At 25.3% G+C, this 22,364-nt stretch carries 20 protein-coding genes; 4 read left to right on the top strand and 16 right to left on the bottom strand.

Translation table 11 applies throughout. The annotated features are described in order from the left end of the window. The first annotated feature begins 76 nt into the window (after positions 1–76). Positions 77–847: a DedA family protein gene (locus tag BU_RS00760; protein WP_009874095.1), complete on the top strand. Its 771-nt coding sequence runs from the start codon at positions 77–79 to the stop codon at positions 845–847. A 69-nt stretch (positions 848–916) separates the two neighbouring features. Here the strand turns inward: BU_RS00760 and rplY are convergent, their stop codons facing one another. Further along, a complete protein-coding gene (rplY, locus tag BU_RS00755; RefSeq protein ID WP_009874094.1) occupies positions 917–1,204 on the bottom strand; it encodes a 50S ribosomal protein L25 in 288 nt (95 codons plus the stop codon). A 34-nt stretch (positions 1,205–1,238) separates the two neighbouring features. Continuing rightward, entirely contained in the window at positions 1,239–2,084 is an 846-nt protein-coding gene (gene nfo / locus BU_RS00750) for a deoxyribonuclease IV (RefSeq protein ID WP_009874093.1), read from the bottom strand. A gap of 694 nt (positions 2,085–2,778) precedes the next feature. On the opposite strand from nfo, the gene glyQ reads away from it, so the two are divergent. Together glyQ and glyS are read left to right on the top strand one after the other, a co-directional pair. Continuing rightward, the gene (glyQ, locus tag BU_RS00745; protein WP_009874092.1) at positions 2,779–3,717 is read left to right on the top strand and encodes a glycine--tRNA ligase subunit alpha; all 939 of its coding nucleotides are present in this window, start codon (positions 2,779–2,781) and stop codon (positions 3,715–3,717) included. Beyond that, entirely contained in the window at positions 3,692–5,764 is a 2,073-nt protein-coding gene (glyS, locus tag BU_RS00740) for a glycine--tRNA ligase subunit beta (RefSeq protein WP_009874091.1), read from the top strand. Before glyQ ends, glyS begins: the two co-directional genes overlap by 26 nt. Positions 5,765–5,815: 51 nt before the next feature. Here glyS and yajC read toward each other — a convergent pair whose 3' ends face one another. The 12 genes from yajC to ydiK form a co-directional block, all read right to left on the bottom strand. Next, on the bottom strand, positions 5,816–6,151 hold the full coding sequence (gene yajC / locus BU_RS00735; RefSeq protein WP_009874090.1) for a preprotein translocase subunit YajC: 336 nt from the start codon (positions 6,149–6,151) through the stop codon (positions 5,816–5,818). Between the two features lie 24 nt (positions 6,152–6,175). Next, positions 6,176–7,288 carry a tRNA guanosine(34) transglycosylase Tgt gene (tgt, locus tag BU_RS00730; protein WP_010895966.1) on the bottom strand — a complete coding sequence of 371 codons (1,113 nt, stop codon included), beginning with the start codon at positions 7,286–7,288 and terminating at the stop codon, positions 6,176–6,178. A gap of 40 nt (positions 7,289–7,328) precedes the next feature. Beyond that, complete coding sequence (queA, locus tag BU_RS00725; protein WP_010895965.1) at positions 7,329–8,402, bottom strand: tRNA preQ1(34) S-adenosylmethionine ribosyltransferase-isomerase QueA; 1,074 nt, start codon at positions 8,400–8,402, stop codon at positions 7,329–7,331. 41 nt (positions 8,403–8,443) lie between these two features. Continuing rightward, entirely contained in the window at positions 8,444–8,752 is a 309-nt protein-coding gene (locus tag BU_RS00720; protein ID WP_009874087.1) for an integration host factor subunit alpha, read from the bottom strand. A 4-nt stretch (positions 8,753–8,756) separates the two neighbouring features. Beyond that, the gene (gene pheT, locus BU_RS00715) at positions 8,757–11,144 is read right to left on the bottom strand and encodes a phenylalanine--tRNA ligase subunit beta (RefSeq protein ID WP_010895964.1); all 2,388 of its coding nucleotides are present in this window, start codon (positions 11,142–11,144) and stop codon (positions 8,757–8,759) included. Positions 11,145–11,153: 9 nt separating this feature from the next. Continuing rightward, a complete protein-coding gene (gene pheS / locus BU_RS00710; protein ID WP_010895963.1) occupies positions 11,154–12,143 on the bottom strand; it encodes a phenylalanine--tRNA ligase subunit alpha in 990 nt (329 codons plus the stop codon). A 194-nt stretch (positions 12,144–12,337) separates the two neighbouring features. Next, positions 12,338–12,694, bottom strand: coding sequence for a 50S ribosomal protein L20 (rplT, locus tag BU_RS00705; protein ID WP_010895962.1), 357 nt, complete (start codon positions 12,692–12,694; stop codon positions 12,338–12,340). Between the two features lie 42 nt (positions 12,695–12,736). After that, on the bottom strand, positions 12,737–12,934 hold the full coding sequence (gene rpmI, locus BU_RS00700; RefSeq protein ID WP_009874083.1) for a 50S ribosomal protein L35: 198 nt from the start codon (positions 12,932–12,934) through the stop codon (positions 12,737–12,739). Positions 12,935–13,020: 86 nt separating this feature from the next. Beyond that, the gene (gene infC / locus BU_RS00695; RefSeq protein WP_010895961.1) at positions 13,021–13,560 is read right to left on the bottom strand and encodes a translation initiation factor IF-3; all 540 of its coding nucleotides are present in this window, start codon (positions 13,558–13,560) and stop codon (positions 13,021–13,023) included. A 3-nt stretch (positions 13,561–13,563) separates the two neighbouring features. Beyond that, on the bottom strand, positions 13,564–15,492 hold the full coding sequence (gene thrS / locus BU_RS00690) for a threonine--tRNA ligase (RefSeq protein WP_010895960.1): 1,929 nt from the start codon (positions 15,490–15,492) through the stop codon (positions 13,564–13,566). A 151-nt stretch (positions 15,493–15,643) separates the two neighbouring features. After that, on the bottom strand, positions 15,644–16,690 hold the full coding sequence (locus tag BU_RS00685; protein WP_009874080.1) for a 3-deoxy-7-phosphoheptulonate synthase: 1,047 nt from the start codon (positions 16,688–16,690) through the stop codon (positions 15,644–15,646). 351 nt (positions 16,691–17,041) lie between these two features. Beyond that, on the bottom strand, positions 17,042–18,124 hold the full coding sequence (gene ydiK, locus BU_RS00680; RefSeq protein WP_010895959.1) for an AI-2E family transporter YdiK: 1,083 nt from the start codon (positions 18,122–18,124) through the stop codon (positions 17,042–17,044). Positions 18,125–18,347: 223 nt separating this feature from the next. Here ydiK and BU_RS00675 point away from each other — a divergent pair, with 223 nt between their 5' ends. Continuing rightward, entirely contained in the window at positions 18,348–18,740 is a 393-nt protein-coding gene (locus BU_RS00675) for an iron-sulfur cluster assembly accessory protein (protein ID WP_009874078.1), read from the top strand. Positions 18,741–18,747: 7 nt separating this feature from the next. Here BU_RS00675 and tyrS read toward each other — a convergent pair whose 3' ends face one another. Both tyrS and priA read right to left on the bottom strand, forming a co-directional pair. Further along, positions 18,748–20,016: a tyrosine--tRNA ligase gene (gene tyrS / locus BU_RS00670; RefSeq protein ID WP_010895958.1), complete on the bottom strand. Its 1,269-nt coding sequence runs from the start codon at positions 20,014–20,016 to the stop codon at positions 18,748–18,750. Between the two features lie 159 nt (positions 20,017–20,175). Next, on the bottom strand, positions 20,176–22,356 hold the full coding sequence (gene priA / locus BU_RS00665) for a replication restart helicase PriA (protein ID WP_010895957.1): 2,181 nt from the start codon (positions 22,354–22,356) through the stop codon (positions 20,176–20,178). Positions 22,357–22,364: the final 8 nt, after the last annotated feature.

The raw sequence follows: 22,364 nt of genomic DNA, 5'->3' as shown, positions 1-22,364 counted from the left end.
AAAAAATATAAAGTATAAAATATTTACGTAAAAATTTAGTTTTAATATAAAAAAACCTATAAAATAATGAGAATTTATGGAATCTTGGTTAACATCTTTTATAACACAGTCATTAGTATACTCTCTCTTGGTAGTTGGCATCGTTTCTTTTTTAGAATCTCTTGCATTAGTAGGATTATTGCTTCCTGGTATTATTTTAATGACTACATTAGGAACATTTATCGGTGATGGAAAATTATCATTTTATCCCGCTTGGATATCTGGTACAACAGGATGTTTATTAGGAGATTGGATATCATATTATATCGGGTTGTATTTTAAGAATTGGCTATATAATTTTAATTTTTTGAAAAAAAACCAAAAATTACTCGATAAAACTAAATCTTTTTTAGATAAACATAGCATGCTGACTATTATTCTCGGACGATTTATAGGACCAACAAGACCTTTAATTCCAATGGTTTCTGGAATGTTAAAACTCCCATTAAAAAAATTTGTCTTTCCTAGTATTATTGGGTGTATATTATGGCCTCCAGTATATTTTTTTCCTGGTATAGTCACAGGTATCGCTATAAAAATACCTGAAAGTTCTCAAAGTTATTATTTTAAATGGTTGTTATTACTTATTTCAATTTTAATATGGCTAGGAATATGGCTAATATCAAAATGGTGGAAAATGAGAAAAAATCATATAGATAATAGAACTTCTTTTTTCACTAAGAAGAAAATAGGATGGTTAGCAATTTTAACTATGTCCTCTGGAATTTTAAGTTTGATTGCGATACAATTTCATCCTACAATGTTAATTTTTAGAGAAATTTTCTCTACTATATTGTTAGGAACATAATAAAAAAATTAGAAAAGAATATATTTCTTAAAAAAATAAGTGCGATTACAATAATAATATTAATTGTACCTATTCGACATACAAAAAATCAATATGTAATAATTTTGATTTAAACGAATGTCGCTGAATGGCTTGCACTTTAACTTTATATTTTTTATCCTGAACACACAATAGCAAATTTTCTTTATAAAATTCTATCTTTTTTTGTAAATTAAAGGTGGTGTTATGATCTAATATAAGTAAAATTTCAGTTTTTTTGACTCCATATAAGACTGCTGGAAATTTATTATGAATACGTAGTCGTCTACTAAATCCAGTACCTTTTTCTTTTCTTGTTTCTGCTTGAAGTGTTAACATATTTAAGCCTCTTAAAATGTATTAAATTTTTTAATTATAATTTTTTTTGAGATCTCAACCAATCAATTTCTTCTTCCCATATCATAGGGTTTGCTGTTTCTAAAATAATTGGAATATTAGAAAAATTTTCATTTTTTATAATCCATGTAAAAGCTGCTGTTCCAATTTCACCTAATCCTAAACTTTCATGACGATCAACACGACTATTAATTTTTTTCTTGGAATCATTTAAATGTATTCCTTTTAAATATTTTAAACCTATTAAACTATTAAATTTTTCAAATGTATTTTCACAGTCTTTCTTAGTACGTAAATCATATCCTGATGCAAATAGATGACAAGTATCAATACATACTCCGACTCTAGATTTATCGTCAATATTTTTAATAATTTCAGATAAATGTTCAAAACAATATCCTATATTAGTCCCTTGTCCAGCTGTATTTTCTATAACTGCAATTACATTTTGAGTTTTCTCTAAAGCTATATTAATAGAATCAGAAACCCTTAACAAACAAGCGTTTTCAGTGATTTTGTTTAGATGACTACCAGGATGAAAATTTAAAAAAATTAAACCGAGTTGACTACAACGAATCATTTCATCAATAAAAGATTTTCTAGATTTTCTTAGTAATTCATCAATAGGATGACCTAAATTAATCAAATAACTACTATGAGGTAAAATTTGTTGGGGTTGAAAGCTGTATTTGATGCACATTGCTTTAAATTGATCTATTTTTTTTTGAATCAATGGAGGAGAGAACCATTGACGCTGGTTTTTAGTAAAAAAAGAAAAAGCTGTTGCTTTTATTTGAATGGCACGTAATACTGTTTTTTCTAAACCCCCAGAAGAACTAACATGTGCACCAATATAGTTCATTTTTATTTTTTCCTATAAAAAAACTTATATTGTAATATTTTTGAAGAAACTTAAAAAATAAAACAGAATAACATGATAGAAAAATATGAATATTAGTCAAAATTATTTTTATTTCTAATGAAAAAAATAAATTTTTTATATTAAAAATAATATGATACTGAGAAAATATATTTTAATCAATAAAAATAAAGTGAATATTTTTAATTCATTGTTTTTTATAAAAAATTCATAAAAAAATTGGCAATACACGGGAATTAATTTTTTCTTATCATATAACGATAGAATGGTTTGACTTACATAATAATATTTATTAAAAATAGTTAATAATATATTGCTAACTATAATAATTTTTATTGTACTATATTACATCACCCACAATAGCAATTTTACAAAATACTATTTTGTATATAAAAACTATTTTATTTATGAAAGAATAATTATTGAAATGAATTAAAAGTATTATAATTAGTTTCATATATTTCTTCGTTAATAATTTTCTTTCTTTTTCATTTATATCATTGTATTCTTTTAATATAAGATTTCTTAATCTTTTTTTTAAAGAAAAAATGCTTTAAAAAAAGACATACTTCACTAAATTAAGAATTATTCTTATAAAGTGAAAAAATATTTTTTAATAGTACTAAAAATTTTAAATTTATAAAGTATGTTTTTCAATATTCTGTCTGGATTTTTAATGAAAAATTATCATAATAACTTTCATAAGTTAATTACAATTTTACAAGAATACTGGTTGCAGCAAGGATGTACTATTTTTCAACCATTAGATCTACCAATAGGAGCAGGTACGTTTCACAATATTACTTTTTTAGGAACGATTGGACCAGAACCTATTAATGCTGCATATATACAATCTTGTCGTCGTCCTTCTGACGGGAGATACGGAGAAAATCCTAATCGTTTGCAACATTATTACCAATTTCAAGTTATTATAAAACCTCCTCCAAATAATATTCAAAATATTTATCTAAATTCATTATATTTATTAAATATAGATGAAAAAATACATGATATACGTTTTGTAGAAGATAACTGGGAAAATCCTACTTTAGGTGCGTGGGGTATTGGTTGGGAAGTTTGGTTAAATGGGATGGAAATCACTCAATTTACTTATTTCCAACAAGTAGGTGGATTAGAATGCAAGCCTGTCAGTGTAGAAATAACATATGGTTTAGAAAGAATAGCTATGCACATGCAAAACAAGTCGAATGTATATGATCTTATTTGGAATGAATATAACCATAAAAAAATAACTTATGGCGATATTTTTCAACAAAATGAAAGAGAACAATCACAGTATAATTTTCAATATTCTGATGTTAATTTTTTATTTGATTGTTTTAAAAAGTATGAACTAGAAGCAAAAAAATTAATAAATTTAAAAGAACCATTATTATTAGTATCATATGAAAAAATACTGCAAGCAAACCACATATTTAATTTATTAGATGCAAGAAAATCTTTATCTTCAAATGAACGTCAAAGTTATATTTTACGCATTCGAAAATTAACTTCTCAAGTTGCAATAAAATATTTAAATTTAAGAAAAAATTTAGGCTTTCCGTTGTGTCATAAAAAAAGAGAAATACATGACAAAGAAAATATTATTAATTGAAATAGGGACTGAAGAACTACCTGCTAGACTGCTTTCAAAAATATCTTTATATTTTTATAAAAACTTTATTAAAGAATTAGATTTTCATAATATTTCATACAAAAACATTAAATATTTTTCTACACCAAGAAGACTTGCATTAAAAATTAAAGATATTGATATAACAGAGAGGTTTGTAGAAATAAAAAAAAGAGGTCCATCAATAATAAATTCTTATGATAAAGATGGATTTTTAACAGAAGCAGCTACACGTTGGTTGAAACATTGTGGAATCAATATAAATCAAGCTATACGTTTGAAAAATGAAAAAGGTGAATGGTTGTTTTATAAAACAAGAAAAAAACAGGAAAACATTGAATCATTAATTCCCAAAATCACTGAATCTGCTCTTAAAAATATTTCTATTAAAAAATCTATGAGATGGGGACAAGATAATCAGAAGTTTTCTCGTCCTATTCGTAACATTGTGATTTTATTGGACAAAAAAGTTATTCCAGGAGATGTATTTAATATTACGTCTAAAAACCTTCTTCAAAATCATCTTTCTTCAAAAGATAGTCAAATAAAAATAAAAGATGCAAAAGATTACCCTAAAATTCTTCTTGAAAAAAATAATATCATTGCTGACTATTTCATTAGAAAAGAAAAAATTATAGAAGATATTGAAAATATTGCAAAAAAAATTAAAGGATTTATAAAAAAAAATAACGTATTAATAGAAGAAGTAACAGCTTTAGTAGAATCGCCAAAAGCACTTTTAGTAAATTTTCAAGAAAAATTTCTTCAAATTCCTAAAAAAATACTAATAAATACCATAGAAAAAAAACAAAAATGTTTTCCAATATATAATTCTGAAAAAAAACTTCTGCCATATTTTATTTTTATCTCTAATATTCAAACACAAGAATCAGAAAAAATTATTATAGGAAATCAAAGAGTAATGCATGCACGACTTTCAGATGCTGAATTTTTTTTTAAGAACGATAGAAAAGTAAAATTAGAATCTCGTCTTTTATCTCTTAAAAAAGTTTTATTCCAAAACAATCTTGGTTCGTTATATGAAAAAACATTACGTATTAAATTACTTATAAAATGGATTGCTAAATATAGTTCTAGTGATGTAGAAGATTCAATAAGAGCTGCACTTTTATCTAAATGTGATCTTGTAACTGATGTAGTATGTGAATTTCCAGAATTACAAGGTAAAATAGGCATGTATTATGCTCTAGAAGACAAAGAAAAAAAAGATGTTGCTACTGCTCTTGAAGAACAATATTTACCCAGGTTTTCAGGAGATAAACTCCCGTGTACTCCTATAGGTTGTGGATTATCAATTGCTGATAAAATGGATACTTTATCAGGAATGTTTTATATAGGAAACATTCCAAGTTCAGATAAAGATCCATTTGCATTGAGACGTTTAGCTATAGGAATAATACGTATTATTTTAGAAAAGAATATACCATTAAATCTAGAAGATTTGATTAAAAAAAGTCTTTCTCTATATAACAAAAAAAATGAAGATGATTTAATCTTATTTGACAAAATGATCAAATTTTTTATGATAAGACTATTTCACTGGTATGAAGAAACAGGATATAGTGCAAAAATTATTAAATCAGTATTGTCATGTAAATCAATCGAACTAATAGATATTCATAAAAAAATACAAGCTATATCTTTTTTTAAAAAATTAAAAGATTCACAATCAATAATATTGTCTATTAAAAGAATATCTAACATTTTAGCAAAAGAAAAAGAAAAAATTAATGGAGATATTAATAAAAAACTAATGATTGAAAAAGAAGAAATCATATTATTTAATAATATAGAAGAATTTGATAATTATACAAAAAATTTATTTTTAGAAAAAAAATATAATGATATTTTAATAAAAATAAAAAGTTTTGAAAATCCCATATATAATTTTTTTAAGAAAGTTAAAATATATCATTCTGATTCTAAAATACGGTTAAATCGATTGCTTTTACTAAGTAAATTAAAAAAAATTTTTTTTAAAATAGCAGATTTTTCTTATTTATACTAAATAGACATAAAAATAAAAAAATTGTCATATATACATTATTTTTTAAAAAAATTATAAAGATTTCAAAGTACCTTTAGGTAACAATGATACTATAAAATCTTGTTTTATAAATACTTCAGTGGTCTCGTTTAATTCAAGTAAAATATATCCATTTTTTGTAATTTTTTTTATTCGTCCCAATAAACCACTAGTTGTTATAACTTCATCTCCCTGAACAAGAGAATTGATAAGATTTTTATGTTCTTTGTCTTTCTTTTGTTGAGGACGGAAAAGCATAAAATAAAAAATCAATAAAAATATTACAGCCATAAATATTAATGAATATGAATTACTGCTTTCCGATGTTCCATTTACTACAGCATTAGCATTTTGAATAAAAAAACTCATATATTTCTCCTGTAAACTATCTTTTTAAAAATCAATTTTATTTTTTTGTTTGTAAAAGTTCACTGAAAATTGCTCAAATGTATTATTTTTTATTGAATTTCTTATATTAGACATCAATGTTTGATAATAATGCAAATTATGTATTGTATTTAAACGTGCTCCTAAAATTTCATTACAAGCATCTAAGTGATGTAAATAAGACCGACTATAATATCGACAAGTGTAACAAACACAAGTATTATCTAAACAAGATAAATCCTTTTTATATTTTTTATTTCTAATTTTAATTACACCATTAGTAACAAATAAATGTCCATTTCTAGCATTTCGAGTAGGTATAACACAATCAAACATATCCACACCTCGTCTTACTCCTTCTATTAAATCTTCTGGTTTTCCTACTCCCATTAAGTATCGAGGTTTATTTTTGGGTATTTGAGGACAAATATGATCTAATAATTTATACATTTCTATTTTTGGTTCTCCAACAGCTAGACCACCTAATGCATATCCATCAAAATCAATTTTAATTAATTCTTGTAATGATATATCACGTAAGGATGGATATATACCTCCATGAATAATACCAAATAATGAATTTTTATTTTTATAAGAATCAAAATATATACGACTTTTTTTAGCCCAATATAGTGATCTTTCCATTGCGTTTTTTGTTTTTTCCCAATTTTGATTATATTCAATACATTGATCAAAAATCATAACAATATTAGAACCTAAATCTGATTGAATTTTCATAGAAATTTTAGGAGTTAAAAAAGTTTTTTTTCCATCAATATGATTCTGAAAAATAACTCCTTCTTCATTTACTTTGCAAAATCGTGAAAGACTAAAAACTTGAAATCCTCCAGAATCAGTAAGAATAGGTCCTGACCAATTCATAAAATTATGCAAGTTGCCATGTAATTTTATTATTTCAAGCCCAGGTCGAAAATATAAATGAAACGCATTGGATAAAATAATTCTGCTTCCGGTATTTTTAATTTCTTCTGTACTGATACTCTTCACAGCACCATAAGTACCTACTGGCATAAAAACAGGTGTTTCTATTATTTCTTGGTTAAAATTAAATACACCACATCTAGCATTGTTATCCTGATATAAAACTTTAAAATTCATTTTTTCAGTTATCCTTTTTTATATTTTTTTTTAAAGCATACTAGATTATAAAATTTTCATAGGGAGCTAATTTATTATGAGTGATATACATAGCATCACCATAACTAAAAAAACTATATTTATTTACTATTGCTGTATTGTAAGCATTCATTGTATTTTTATACCCTAGAAAAGAACAAACCAGCATAATTAAGGTTGATTCAGGAAAATGAAAATTAGTAATTAATGCATCGACAATATTATGTTTATAACCAGGATATATAAAAATATTAGTATCACTAATAAAATCTTGGCTATCACTCCATTCAGAAGAGTGATATGCACTTTCTAGAGCACGAAGTGTACTTGTACCAACTGCAATAATACGACCACCTTTTTTTTTGCAAGATTTGATCTTTTGAATAACTGAGGAAGACACTTCAACTGATTCAGAATGCATAATATGTTCTTCGATTTGAACTCTTCTAATAGGTTGAAATGTACCAGAACCTATATGAAGAGTTATATAATCTATATCTACACCTTTATTGTGTAATGCCTCTAACAAAGGTAAGTCAAAATGCAATCCAGCAGTAGGTGCAGCAATAGAACCTGTTTTTTTTTTATATACAGTTTGATATAAATCAACATCCAGTTTATTTCGAAATCTTTTAATATAAGGAGGCAGAGGAATTTCGCCTATATTATTAATAATATCAATAGCTGAATCAATATTGTCATGAAAAAAAATTTCAAAAAAAGAATTTTTACAATCCACAACAGAACCTTTAATTTTGTCTTTATATCCAAAAAAAATTTTACTGCCAATATTGATATTTTTAGAATTTTTAATACTTGCCAATATATTATTAATACCTAATATTTTTTCAACCAAAACTTCAACTTTACCTCCGCTTTCTTTTTTTCCAAAAAAACGAGCTGGAATCACTTGAGTATTATTTAAAATAATTAGATCACCAGAGTTAATTTCATCAATAATATTGAAAAATCGTTTATGGAATATCATTCCGGTATGTCCATACATAACCATTAAACGACATGTACTACGAATAAAATAAGGATGAAAAGATATAAGTGATTTTGGCAAATCAAAAGAAAAATCAGAAAGTTGCATGCTTTACTTCTTTTTAAAAAGAAAAAATTATTCTAATACAATTAGAAATTGTTATTTTTTTTTATTAAATAATTGTTAATTTTATTTTTTAGTTTTTGACCGGCTTTAAAAGTAACTACTCGTCTAGCTGTTATAAGAAAAATTTCTCCTGTTCTAGGGTTTCTACCAGGACGAGCTTTTTTTTTCTTTATTTGAAAATTTCCAAATCCAGATAGTTTAACAGCTTCTCCTTTTTCTAGAGATTTCCTAACTTCTTCAAAAAAAAATTCCACGAATTCTTTTGATTCTTTTTTAGTTAATTGCAATTTCTCAAATAAATTTTCTGAAATAGCAGCTTTTGTAAGCACCATAGGTTTATTTCCTTAAAACGGCTTGAAATTTTTTCTGTAGTACTCCTATACAATCATCTATCATTAAATTAATTTCATTATCTTGAAAAGTTCTTTTTTTATTTTGAAAAATAAAACTAATACCCAAACTTTTCTTATGATTATGCGATTCTTTATAAGCATATATATCAAATAAATTAATTTCTACTTTTTCATTTATAAAAAATATTTTACACTGCTCTATAACATTATAAGCTGCGATTTCTTCTGATATTAATATTGCAATATCGCGTCGAACAGTTGGAAATTTTGAAATCTCTTCAACTTTTAATGGTTTAATATCTGAAAAATTATTTAATGATATTTCAAATAAAAATGTAGTGCTAGATACATTTAATGCTTTTTCTAACCTTGGATCAATTGCTCCAATACTACCAATTAAATAATTTCTAAAATATATAGATGCACTTTGTTCTGGATGCAATCCATGTATTTTTTTACGTCGAAATTCTATCTCATTTAATTGACATATTGATTCTAATATAGATTCTAAATCACCTTTTAAATCATAAAAATCCATTTTTCTTATGTTATAATACCAATTTTCTTTAATATAATTCCCACTAATTGCTGCTGCTAAAAAAATTTCTTGTCTGATGCCAAGATTTTCTCTTTTATCTATTGAAAAACAGAGTCCACTTTCAAAAATACGGATACTTTTTTGCTGACGATTTTTATTATAAGAAATATTTTTAAGCAAACCAGGCCACAAAGATAAACGCATACATGACATATCTTGAGAAATAGGATTAGATAATAACAAATTTTCTTCGTTTGGGAAAATTAAATTTTGTATTTTAGGATCAATAAAACCATAATTTATAACTTCATGATAACCTTGATTAATTAATATCACAGCAGATTTTTTTAATAAGGAATCTGTTAGTTCATTTTTTTTACTACAGTTCAAAAACTCTTTTAATGGTATTAAATGAACATTATTATACTCGTATATTCGCAGAATATCACCGATTACATCTTCTTCAATTAATATGTCGAATCTCCAACTAGGAGAAATAACGTCCCAAAATGTTTTTTGAAATTTCAATTGATAATCGAGTCTATATAAAATTTTTGAAATAACACTTGTATCAATAAAAAAACCAATTATTTTGTTTAATCTTTCATGATGTAATCTTATTGTATTATTTTTGTGGATCTGAAAATTACATTTTTTCTCATTGATAGGACCAGGAACACCACCACAGATTTTTAAAATCAAATCAGTTGCATACTCAATAGCATAATTTTGAAGGAAAGGATCAACACCATAATAGTGATATTCTAATACTGTATTCATATTCATTTTTTTTATAATATAAGAAATATATTTTCTATTAATCAAATATGAACTAAGAAATATATTTTTAGTATTTTTATCGACATCAACAATATTAGAATTAATATTTCCAGGGAGAGATAATATTTTATTTGAATCAGAAAAAACTAATATATTTTCATTTAAACTTATTTTTATATTATTTTTTAAAAATAAATCCTCTTCATGCCTTGCCATGCGCACTATAATAGAATCATTAATATTATCTGCATCCAATATATTCAATGGTTGTCCCAGTTCAATTAATACATAATGAATAATATTAGTTATAATATTTTCTGACAAAACGTTAGAAAAAAATAATTTTTTTTTCATCCAAAAAGGAGTATCAACATTTATATTGATGTTTTCTATAATTCTACCAAAAAAATTCATACATTCTTTATCAGCTTGAATATCAATATTAATTTTTTTTTGAATAACTGCAGGAACTAAGCGATTTTTTAAAGGTGATATTCTTAAATCATTAATAGCAGCTATATTACGAGATAATCCTAAAATACTTAAGCCATCTGGACGATTTGATGTAATAGAAACTTTAATAATATTATCTTCTAATAAAAAATAATCATAAACATTAATACCTACCAACGTTTCTTTAGGAAATTCGATAATTTTATTATCATTTAAAAACAGGCCTAATTCAAAAAAAGAACATAACATACCTTCAGACCATGCTCCTTTTAAAATTTTCTTATTAATAGTAATATTTTTTGGTAAAGTAGCGCCAACAGTAGCTACTGCAACCTTTATACCATTACGACAATTAGATGCACCGCATATAATATTTAATAATTTTTTTTTGCCTATATCTACTTTAAGTACTTTTAAATTATTAGATTCATTATGAAAAGTACATTGCACTATTTTACCAACTACAACACCATGAAATTCAGATTTAAAATTCTCAACATGTTCTACTTCAATACCAGAATTAGAAATTTGTTCATGTAAAATCTTACTACTAACTTGTGGATCAATCCATTCACGCAACCATTTTTCGCTAAATTTCATTTTGTCTCACTAATTATATTTAAATTGTTTTAAAAATCTTATATCGTTTTCAAAAAAAGATCGAATATCAGTTATTCCATAACGCAACATTGCAATTCTTTCAATTCCTAATCCAAAAGCACAGGCAGAATATATTTTTGAATCAATATTAACATTTTTTAAAACATTAGGATGTACCATGCCACATCCTAATATTTCTAAGGATTTTCCATTATGATCAATGATATCCACTTCTGCAGAAGGTACAGTAAAAGGAAAGTACGATGGACGAAATTTAATCAAAACCTCTTTTCCAAAAAAGTCGTATAAAAATTTATATATAATCCATTTTAAATTAGAAAAATTAATATTTTTGTCAACTATTAACCCTTCAATCTGATGAAACATAGGTGTATGTGTAATATCGTAATCATTACGATATACTTTTCCGGGGAAAATAAATCTAATTGGAGGTTTTTCTTGTTTCATAATGCGAATTTGCATACTAGAAGTTTGCGTTCTTAACAATCGATTACGATCAAACCAAAAAGTATCATGACTATCTCTAGCTGGATGATATTTAGAAATGTTTAAAGCATCAAAATTATGATATTCATCTTCTATTTCAGGACTATTTATTGATTGGAATCCTAATTTTAAAAAAAAATTCTTTATATAATCAATAGTATTTGTTATAGGGTGAAAACCACCATGTTCAGTACGACGTCCAGGTAAAGATATATCAATAGTTTCTGATTTAATACGCTGTTCTAAGATATACACGCTGAGTTTTTGTTTTTTTATATTTATTTTACTAATAATTTCTTGTTTTTTTTTATTAATAATAATACTGTGTTTCTTTTTATCTTCATAAGAAAAATCTTTTAACTTCTTCATAAAAGCAGTTAAGACACCCTTCTTTCCTAAATATTTAATACGAATTTTATCTAGTTCGGAAATTTTTTTTGAATTTTGTATATCTATTTCTATAATTTCAAATAATTTATTTAAATTTAACATTTTACACGCTTTTTTTGGGTTTTAATTATGTTTAATATATTAAACATACTAAAAAGCTTCCATACAGGAAGCTTATTTTAAAATTAACTATTCTAAAATGGAAAAATAAAAAAAATTTTATTTAGTATTGTTAATATTTTTAGAATGGAGGGGAGATTAATTTTCCCCTCTTATTATGTATTAAAATTTTATATTTACAACAAAGCTTCTTTTGCTTTTTTAACTAATGCATTAAATGAAAGCAAATCAAATATAGCAATATCAGATAATATTTTTCGATCAATATTAATTGAAGCTTTTTTTAAACCAAAAATAAAATTACTATAAGACATTTTACTTTGACGAACAGCGGCATTAATACGTGAAATCCATAACTGACGAAATTGTCGTTTTCGTTGTCTTCTATCACGATAAGCATATTGACCAGCTTTAATTACTGCTTGATGTGCCACCCTGTAAATACGAGAACGAGCTCCATAGTAGCCTTTTGCTTGTTTTAAGATTTTTTTATGACGAGCGTGGGCAATTACACCACGTTTTATACGAGCCATTTATGCTCTCCTATTCGTAAAATCTTAATAAAATAAGTTAATTTACGCATATGGTAAAAAAGATTTAACTCTATCCATATCTCCTGTAGACACTAAAATCTTAGGACGAAGATGACGTTTTTTAGTTGTAGTTTTTTTCGTTAAAATATGACGTAAATTTGCTTGTTTACGTTTAAATTTACCAGAGGCAGTTATTTTAAAACGTTTAGCTGCACTTTTTAAAGTTTTAATTTTTGGCATAGACTATTTCATTTAAATTATAAAAAAATGTAAAGAATTGTTTAAATAATGGATACATTAATGATAAAAAATTTAATTAAAAATTACTACTTCTTCTTAGGTGCTAAAATCATTATCATTTGTCGACCTTCAATTTTAGATGGAAAGTATTCCACAGTTGCTAATTCAATCAAATCATTTTTCACTCTATTTAACACATCGACTCCAATTTTTTGATGTGCCATTTCACGACCTCTAAATCGTAGAGTAATTTTAGCTTTATCACCATCTTCTAAAAAACGTATTAAATTGCGCAATTTAACTTGATAGTCACCTTCATCAGTTCCAGGGCGAAATTTTATTTCTTTTATGTGAATAACTTTTTGTTTTTTTTTCTGTTCCTTAGATGATTTACTTTTTTCGTAAAGAAATTTACCATAATCCATAATACGACAAACGGGTGGTTCAGCATTTGGACTAATTTCAACTAAATCCAATCCTAATTCCTCAGATTTTTTTAAAGCTTCACGTAAATTAACTATCCCAATTTGATCGCCTTCGACGCCCGTAAGACGAACTTTTATCGCACGTATTTCACTATTAATACGATTAGGACGTGTTAATTGAACTATTTTTCCACCTTTAATACTTTATTCCTCCATTTGATAAAAGTTACGAGTGATTATTTCCTTTTGCAACTTTTTAATAAAAAAATCAACATCGATCATTCCAAAGTTATGACCTTGTCTGTTGCGAACAGATATTTTTTTAGAACTGCTCTCTTTTTCACCACAAATTAATATATAAGGAATTCGACGTAGTGTATGCTCTCGAATTTTAAAACCTATTTTTTCATTTCTTAAATCACATTCTATACGAATATTAACGTCAGAGAATTTTTTAAATAATTCTTTAACATATCCTGAACTAATATCAGTGATGCTAATTATTACTACTTGTACTGGAGATAACCATGTTGGTAAATTACCTGAACACTCTTCAATTAGTATACCAATAAAACGTTCTATTGAACCCAATATAGCTCGGTGAATAATTACAGGCACTTTTTTTTCATTTTTCTCATTAATATAAAATGAACTTAAACGCAATGGTAAATAAAAATCAAGTTGAATTGTCCCACATTGCCAATTTCGATCTAAAGAATCTTGTAAAATAAATTCGATCTTGGGTCCGTAGAAAGCACCTTCTCCCGATTGATATTCAAATGATAAATGATTTTCTATTAACATGTCAGATAAATCTTTTTCTGATTCATTCCATAAAGAATCAGTACCAATACGTTTTTCTGGACGAGTAGATAGTTTCACTAATATTTTTTTAAAATGAAAGGTGCTATATAAATCATATATCATTTTAATACAATCGTTAATTTCAGAACGAACCTGTTCTCTAGTACAAAATATATGTGCATCATCTTGAGTAAAATTGCGTACTCGCATCAAACCATGCAAAGAACCTGAAGGTTCATTACGATGACAACTTCCAAATTCTGCCATACGAATAGGTAAGTCTCGATAAGATTTTAATCTACTATTAAAAATTTGTACATGTCCAGGACAATTCATCGGTTTAATACAATATTCTCGATGTTCTGATAACGTAGTAAAAATAGCATTTTTATAATTATCCCAGTGTCCGCTCTGTTTCCAAATTAATTTATCTATCAATAATGGTGTTTTCACTTCTTCATATTTATATTCTTTTAGTTTAACTCGAACAAAATTTTGTAATTCATTAAAAATAATCCAACCTTTGTTATGCCAGAAAATCATACCTGGAGATTCTTCTTGCATATGATATAATTGAAGAAATTTTCCAATCTTTCTATGATCTCTTTTTTCTAATTCATTTAAATAATCAAGATGTTTATCAAGTTCCTGCTTATTAGTCCAAGCAGTACCATAAATACGTTGTAACATTTTATTATTTTTATTTTTTTTCCAGTAAACACCTCCAATTTTTTGTAATTTAAAATATTTACAAAATTTTATATTAAAAACTTGTAGTCCTATATCAATGTCTGCATAATTTTCATGATAATATAAAGAAACTTTACTATTACAATTAATATTTTCATCTATTAAAGAAACTTTATATTTTTCAAAACATTTTTGAAATATTTCTCTAGCTTCAGAATAAGAAATTAGTTTATTTAAAATATTATATTCACGTTTTACGAGCATCTTCATCTGATTTTCTAGTAAAATCAAGTCTTTTTCTGAAATACTTCTTTTAAAATCTATATCACAATAAAAACCATCTTCTATAATATTACTTGTAGCAATTTGAGCCAGAGGCCATATATTTTTTATAGCATAGCTTAAAAGCTGCGCGCAGGAATATCGAATGATATTCAATGCTTTATAATTTTTTTGATCAACAAATTCTATAAAAGCATCTTCTCTTATAAAAGTATTTAAATTTGAAAAATGATTATTAACAGAAATTGCAATAAGAGATTTCATTATACTAGGTTTTTTGTTTTTAATAATCTCTATTAATGAAACAGAATGCTCGTACACCTGCTGACTTCCATCATAAAATCTTATTACAGGCATTCTTTTAATCCTTAATTAAAAATATTAATTGTTTTTCCTATGAAAAAATCAATCATTAAAAAAATACTTATATATTTTTTATATACTGACTATAAAAATAATTTTAAAAATTGAAAAAATGCTAGCCAAGTGTTTTTGACTAGCATGTGAATTAAAAACGAGCATCTACGGCATCTGCTAATTGTTCGATAATTAAAACACTGTCTTTCCAATTTAAACAGGCATCAGTAATCGATTTACCATATATTAATGGTTGATTATTCGTTACTGTTTGAAAACCTTCTTCTAAAAAGCTTTCAATCATAACACCAAAAATAGCTTTCGAACCATGAGAAATTTGATATGAAACAGACTTAGAAACATTTTTTTGACGAAGATGTTCTTTTAAACAATTACCGTGACTAAAATCAATCATTAAATGTTCTAATAGATCAAATTCACGTAAATGCTTTACTGCTGAGTTAATATCATCAGGATGGTAATTCGGCGCACGACCACCTCGCATGATTATATGCCCATATGGATTGCCACTGGTATGATTAATCGTCATTTGACCATCTTTATTAGGCGCGAAAAATAAATGTCTAACTTTAGCTGCGCGAATAGCATCAATTGCAATGCGTATATTACCGTCAGTTCCATTTTTAAAACCTACTGGACAGGAAAGAGCGGAAGCCATTTCTCTATGAATTTGACTTTCAGTAGTTCTTGCTCCAATAGCACCCCAACTAATTAAATCTGCTATAAATTGTCCTATAACTATATCGAGAAACTCTGTTGCTGCAGGCATTCCTAATGCATTAATATCTAATAATAATTTACGTGCTACGGCTAATCCATGATTAACTCGAAAACTACCATTTAAATCTGGATCAGAAATCAGCCCTTTCCATCCAACAACTGTTCTTGGTTTTTCAAAATATGTACGCATTATAATTTCAAGACGATCTTTATATTTTACTCGTAATTCATACAATCGATGTGCATATTCTACTGCTGCGATAGGATCATGAACTGAACATGGTCCTATTACAACAAGTAGTCGCGCATCTTGTCCAGTCATAATACGAGCAATATTTTGTCTTGTTGCGATAACAGTGTCCATGATGTCTGAAGTGATCGCGTACTGCCTTGCTAATTCAGCTGGAGTTATTAATGGATCAATTCGTATTGTACGTAGTTCATCTGTTTTTTTCATTTTGTTCTCTAAAACAAGTTTTTTATTCTGGAAAGAATATGAAGGTTTCATAACAATCACAAAAAACTAACCAGTTATAATCTCATTTCTAATAGTTTTTTAAAATACTTGATAGAAAAAACTTTCATAATATTAGGGAGAATAATTTTTAATAGTATACTTTAAATAATATGACGGAAGTTTTAAACAGAAAAAATAAAGATGATGTCTTATATAGTTATAGAATATAATTCTTTTTCTGTTTAGTGAATATTGAATATAACTAAGTTATCTTGCACATATTATCATAATTTAGATTATATTTAATTAAAAGTATTTATTTTCTCTATTATCTAAATACTAATTAAAATTTTATTTTAACGATGTATTTTCTAAAAAAGATGCAATTGAAATTCCGTATATCCAAGATATTGTTAAACGATAAAATATCACTAATACTACTGGACCAATAAACAAACCAATCATACCAAAAGTTAATAAGCCACCAATGACTCCAGATAAAGTTAATAAAATAGGTAAATCAGCTCCTATGCGTATAAAAAACGGTCTAAGTATATGATCAAGTATAAATACAAAACAACTCCAAATTAACAATATTGTACCCCAAGTAGTATCATCGTTCCAATAAAGCCATATAATTGAAGGTATTAAAATAGGTAATGGTCCTAATTGTATTAAACAAGAAAAAAAAATTATTATCATTAATAGAGCCCAATAAGGGACGCCAGAAACTAATAATCCTATCCCAGATAATAAAGCTTGAATTAAAGCTGTTACTGCAACACCTAATGCAACAGCTCTAACCGCTTGAGTAGCCAGTAAAAGAATAGCTTTACCATTTTTTTCGCTCAGTCGATATGCAAAATGATGAATAGAAATGCTAATTTTTTCACCATTCCAATACAATAGAGCACTAAAAAATAACATTAATATAGAATGTACAATAAATAATCCGCAATTTCTAACTTGTATTATAAAAAATTCAGTTGCATGTCCCATATAAGGTCGTATTTTATGAATTAATTCACCCCCATCACTATTTAATAATGTTTGATAACTATTAAATATTTTTCTTCCCATAAGAGGAATATTCTGTAACCATGCTAATTCTGGTAATTCTAGATCATTGGAACCTAGCCAATGAATAATAGGTATACTTGTTGCAATTAAACTGTTTACTAGAAAAAATACGGGGATAATAAATAAAAGAAGCAAAATTATAATCATAATTATCACGGCAAGAGAACGTTTTCCACCTAAAATTTTTTGTATTTTCAACATAAGAGGCCAAGTCGCAATTACAATCATACTAGCCCAAAAAAATCCTAATATAAATGGATGAATTACTAAAAAACTTATTACACCCATAGAAACAATAAATATCAGTGATAAAATAGACTGCGATAAATCCATTTTCTCTTTTGGATTTTGCATATAATTGTTGTACCTCAATATTTTTATATTATAGATAATTTTTTTACAATTAATGTAATTTTATAAAATTCTATATTTTCTTAAAAAGAATTATAACATTAAAATTTATAAAAATAATTAATAAACAATAATATTGTTTAAAACATAAATATTTCTGTACAATACAAGTATTTTTTAAATATTTTTTTATTTTTATAAATATATTTTTAAATAAGAGAACATCATGAATAAAAACGAAGTTAAAACCTACTTATTAAAAAAAAATACATTTCAAAATATTTCAATCACCAAAGATGCTATAGAACAAATTTTATTTTTAATTAATTTAAATTCTGATAATATAGGAATAAGATTAAGCATAAAAAAATCAGGATGTGCAGGGTTTCGCTACAGTATGAAATTACTAAAGGCTTCAGAATTGAAAAAAGAAAAAGATGAAAAAGAAGTTAGTTTTTTTTATCAAAATATTTTAATATATATTTATTCTAAAGATATACCATTTTTAGAAGGTATTAGAATAGATTTCGTAAAAAATAACATCAATAAAATATTTAAATTTTATAATACCAAATTAGAAAAATTTTGTGGTTGTGGTGAAAGTTTTTCAATAAACTAAAAATTAATTACCAACACAATAAAGAATGTTGTTTTTTGCCTCTAGATAATAGAGTAAATTTTCCAAATAATTTATCTTTTTCATGAAAAATATGATTTTTTCTAATTTTTTCAGTGTTAATAGATATAGAATTTGAAATTATCATATTTTTAGCTTGAGTTCGGGATTGCGCTAATGAAGTTAATACTAATGCTTCTTGTAAATCTTTTACATTACTAACTTCAATAAATGGTATACCATCTTGTTTTAACTGTTGCAAATCAGATTCTTCAATATGAGTAGTATTCTTTAAAAATAAAAACTTTGTAATTCTTTCTGCCGCTAGTAATTTTTCTTTTCCATGTACTAACTGGGTAATATGTTTAGCAAGTAAAGATTTGTCGTTAATTATTTGATTTTTAATATTTTTATTTTTTTCTAGTTTATTAATTTCTGACACTTTTATAAAAGTAAATAGTTTTAAAAAATAATAAACATTAGCATCTTCTATATTCATCCAAAACTGATAAAATTTATAAGGACTAGTTTTATTTGAATCTAACCATATAGTTCCTGATTCTGTTTTACCGAATTTGATTCCATTAGACTGAATTAGAAGAGGTACAGTTAAACCATATACTACTCTCTTAGTTTTTCGGTGTATTAAATGCATTCCTGAGGAGATATTACCCCATTGATCAGCTCCTCCGATTTGAAGATCTGCCTGATATTGCTGATTTAAAATAAAAAAATCATATGCTTGTAATAAATTATAAGAAAATTCTGTAAACGAAATGCCTTGGTCTGGCCTTGTAATTCGTTGTTTAACTGCTGCTCGATTAATCATAGTATTAACTGAAAAATATTTTCCAACATCTCGTAAAAATGATAAGATATTAATCTGTTTGAACCATGTATTATTGTTTAATAAAACAGCACTATTCTTACCACAATTAAAATCTAAAAAACAAGAAATTTGTTTAGTAATTTTTTCTGTCCATATATTAACGTTATAATTAGAATTGAAAACACGTTCTTTTTCTTTAAAACTAGGGTCTCCAATTAAACTTGTCGCTCCTCCTATTAAAATTATCGGTCTATGACCAGCTATTTGAAATCTTTTTAACATAATTAAAGGTAAAAGATGACCTATATGAAGACTTTCTTCTGTAGGATCAAATCCACAATAAAGAGAAATTGATTTATTTTCAATGAGTTTACTTAAATTATCTTCATTTGTAATATGAGATATTAGACCTCTATTGTGCAATCTACTGATGAAATTAAATTCACTCATTAAAGCCTCTTTTTTATTATTAATATTTTAAAAATTAATTATTTTTTTTATTTATATCTTACAAGTTCTTGTAAAATATTTTATGCTAATTTTATTAGAAATTCAACGAGTAAAAGAGCAAATTACTAATTATTTATTATAATATTTTTCTATTTTATTTTAATTTGGTTCAATATCTATAAACCATTTAACCCGTTTTGAAATAGTGAAAATATTAATTACATCAATCGATTCATTTAATACATTATTAAGAGCAACACGTGAAGAACATTGAATTAATAATTGATGAAAATATTTATGTTTATTGATTGATAAAAAAGCATTATTAGGACCTAAAACCCATAAAAAACAATTATATTTACGAGATTTTTTTTGTAGTATTTTACGCATTAAACTTAAAAAAATAATATTATATTTAGTATTTGTGCTTGCGGAATAAACAATAGTTTGAAAACTCCAAGGAGGTAATAAAAAACTTTTTCTAATTGCCATTGCTTTCTTAGAAAAAGAAAAATATCCGTTGTTACATATTTCTTTTAAATTTATATCATTAGGAAATGATGTTTGTATAAATATTTTGCATGATTTTTTTGTACTTCTAGTTAATTGATTTAAATTAATATAAAACTGAGCAAAATATTCCATAGCTCGATAGTTAAAAGAGAGAAAATAGTTATCAATACAAATTAAACTAATCAATTTTACATGAGGAAAATAGTAATTTTGTACTAATTCTTCTGTTACGATAATAATACAAGGACTGGAAATAGCAAATTCAAAACTTTTAGTATTTAATATGTTTTTATTAATATTTTTTTCATTTAGAAAGAAAAAAAATGGGATTTTTGGAAAAATACTATGCATTTCTTTTTTAATTTCTTCTGCGCCTATTTTAAATACAATTAGAGAAAAAGATCCACAATTGTAGCAAAAAATTGGCTTTTTAATTTGAATTAAACAAAATTTGCAAAATAAAATATTACGATATTGATTAATTTCAAAATAATCATCACAATTAGTACATTTAAATATCTCATTACATTTCTGACACATTAAGACAAAAAAAAATAAAACAAATTTATTAAAAATTAATAAAACTTGTTTTCCTGTAAAATTTTTATAAATTTCATTTATCAAAGTTAAGGATAAACCAAATTTTATTTTCTCTGTTTTTAAATTAATAATATTATTATTTATTTGATTAACATGATTATATTTATTTAATTTAATGTAAAAACATTTTCTATGTAAGACGTTATTTAATGTTTTCAATGAAGGAGTTTCTGAATCTAAAATAATCGGTATCTTTTCTTTATATGCTCTAAGTATTCCTAAATCTCTAATATTATATCTGCATTGGTTTATACTTTTATATTTTAAATTATGCTCTTCAAGTAAAATAATGAGACCCAACTTTAAAAAAGGTAAAAAAATACTTTTTCCTGTTCCAATAACAATTGAATTTTCACCATTTTTAGTTCTTACCCAATTTGAAAAATATTTAGAAGACGTTAATTTTGAATGCATGACATCAATAGACGCATTAAAATATTTTTCTAAAAAAAATGCAATTGTATTTATATTTTTAATATAGGGAACTAAAATTAAAATTTGCACACCCTTATATAATACCGACTGAATTAAACCTAGATAAAATTTAACTTTTAAATATAAATTAACTCTAGTTAATAACCAAGATGAAAAACATTGTTTTTTTAGAACATCATTGAGAACAATTGATATTTTTTTATTGAAAAATAATTTTTTTTTCGTCCTAATAATTTTTCTTTTAAAAGATATTTTATAATTTAAGTTTACTTTGCATAATTCTTGAATTTCTAATTTCTTTAAAATAATTTTAGATATATTATATTTTTTTAATTCAGTGCTCAAAATATGTTTCTTCTTTAAAATAAGAAGCACATACAATTGTTTTTTTCTTCTTTTAAAATAATTTAGATTCAATTCTTGTCCTTTTTTTGTAATACTCCACTGACAGATATATTTGTTTTTTATAATATAATCAGAATGTAAAATTTTTGGTAAAATAGAAAAAAATAAATTACCAGCCGGACAATGGTAATTGTTACTTATCCACGATATAATATCTAGTACCATATTACTATAAAGTGACTCAGTATCAATCAATGCTTTAATATGTTTAAAATTTGCTTGGTCTACATTATTTTTTTTATAAAAAGAAGCCACAATTCCTATTACATCTTTTGAATTAAATGGGACTAAAATTCGACCCCCAATAATAGGACACATAAAATCAGGCATAAGATATGTAAAATATTGTCTAATAGGGATGGGCAAAATAACTTTTACAATAATCACTTATAGAT

The organism is Buchnera aphidicola str. APS (Acyrthosiphon pisum) (assembly GCF_000009605.1).
In the GTDB taxonomy this organism is placed as follows: Bacteria; Pseudomonadota; Gammaproteobacteria; order Enterobacterales; family Enterobacteriaceae; genus Buchnera; species Buchnera aphidicola_I.
This window is presented reverse-complemented; position numbering and strand designations above follow the sequence as displayed.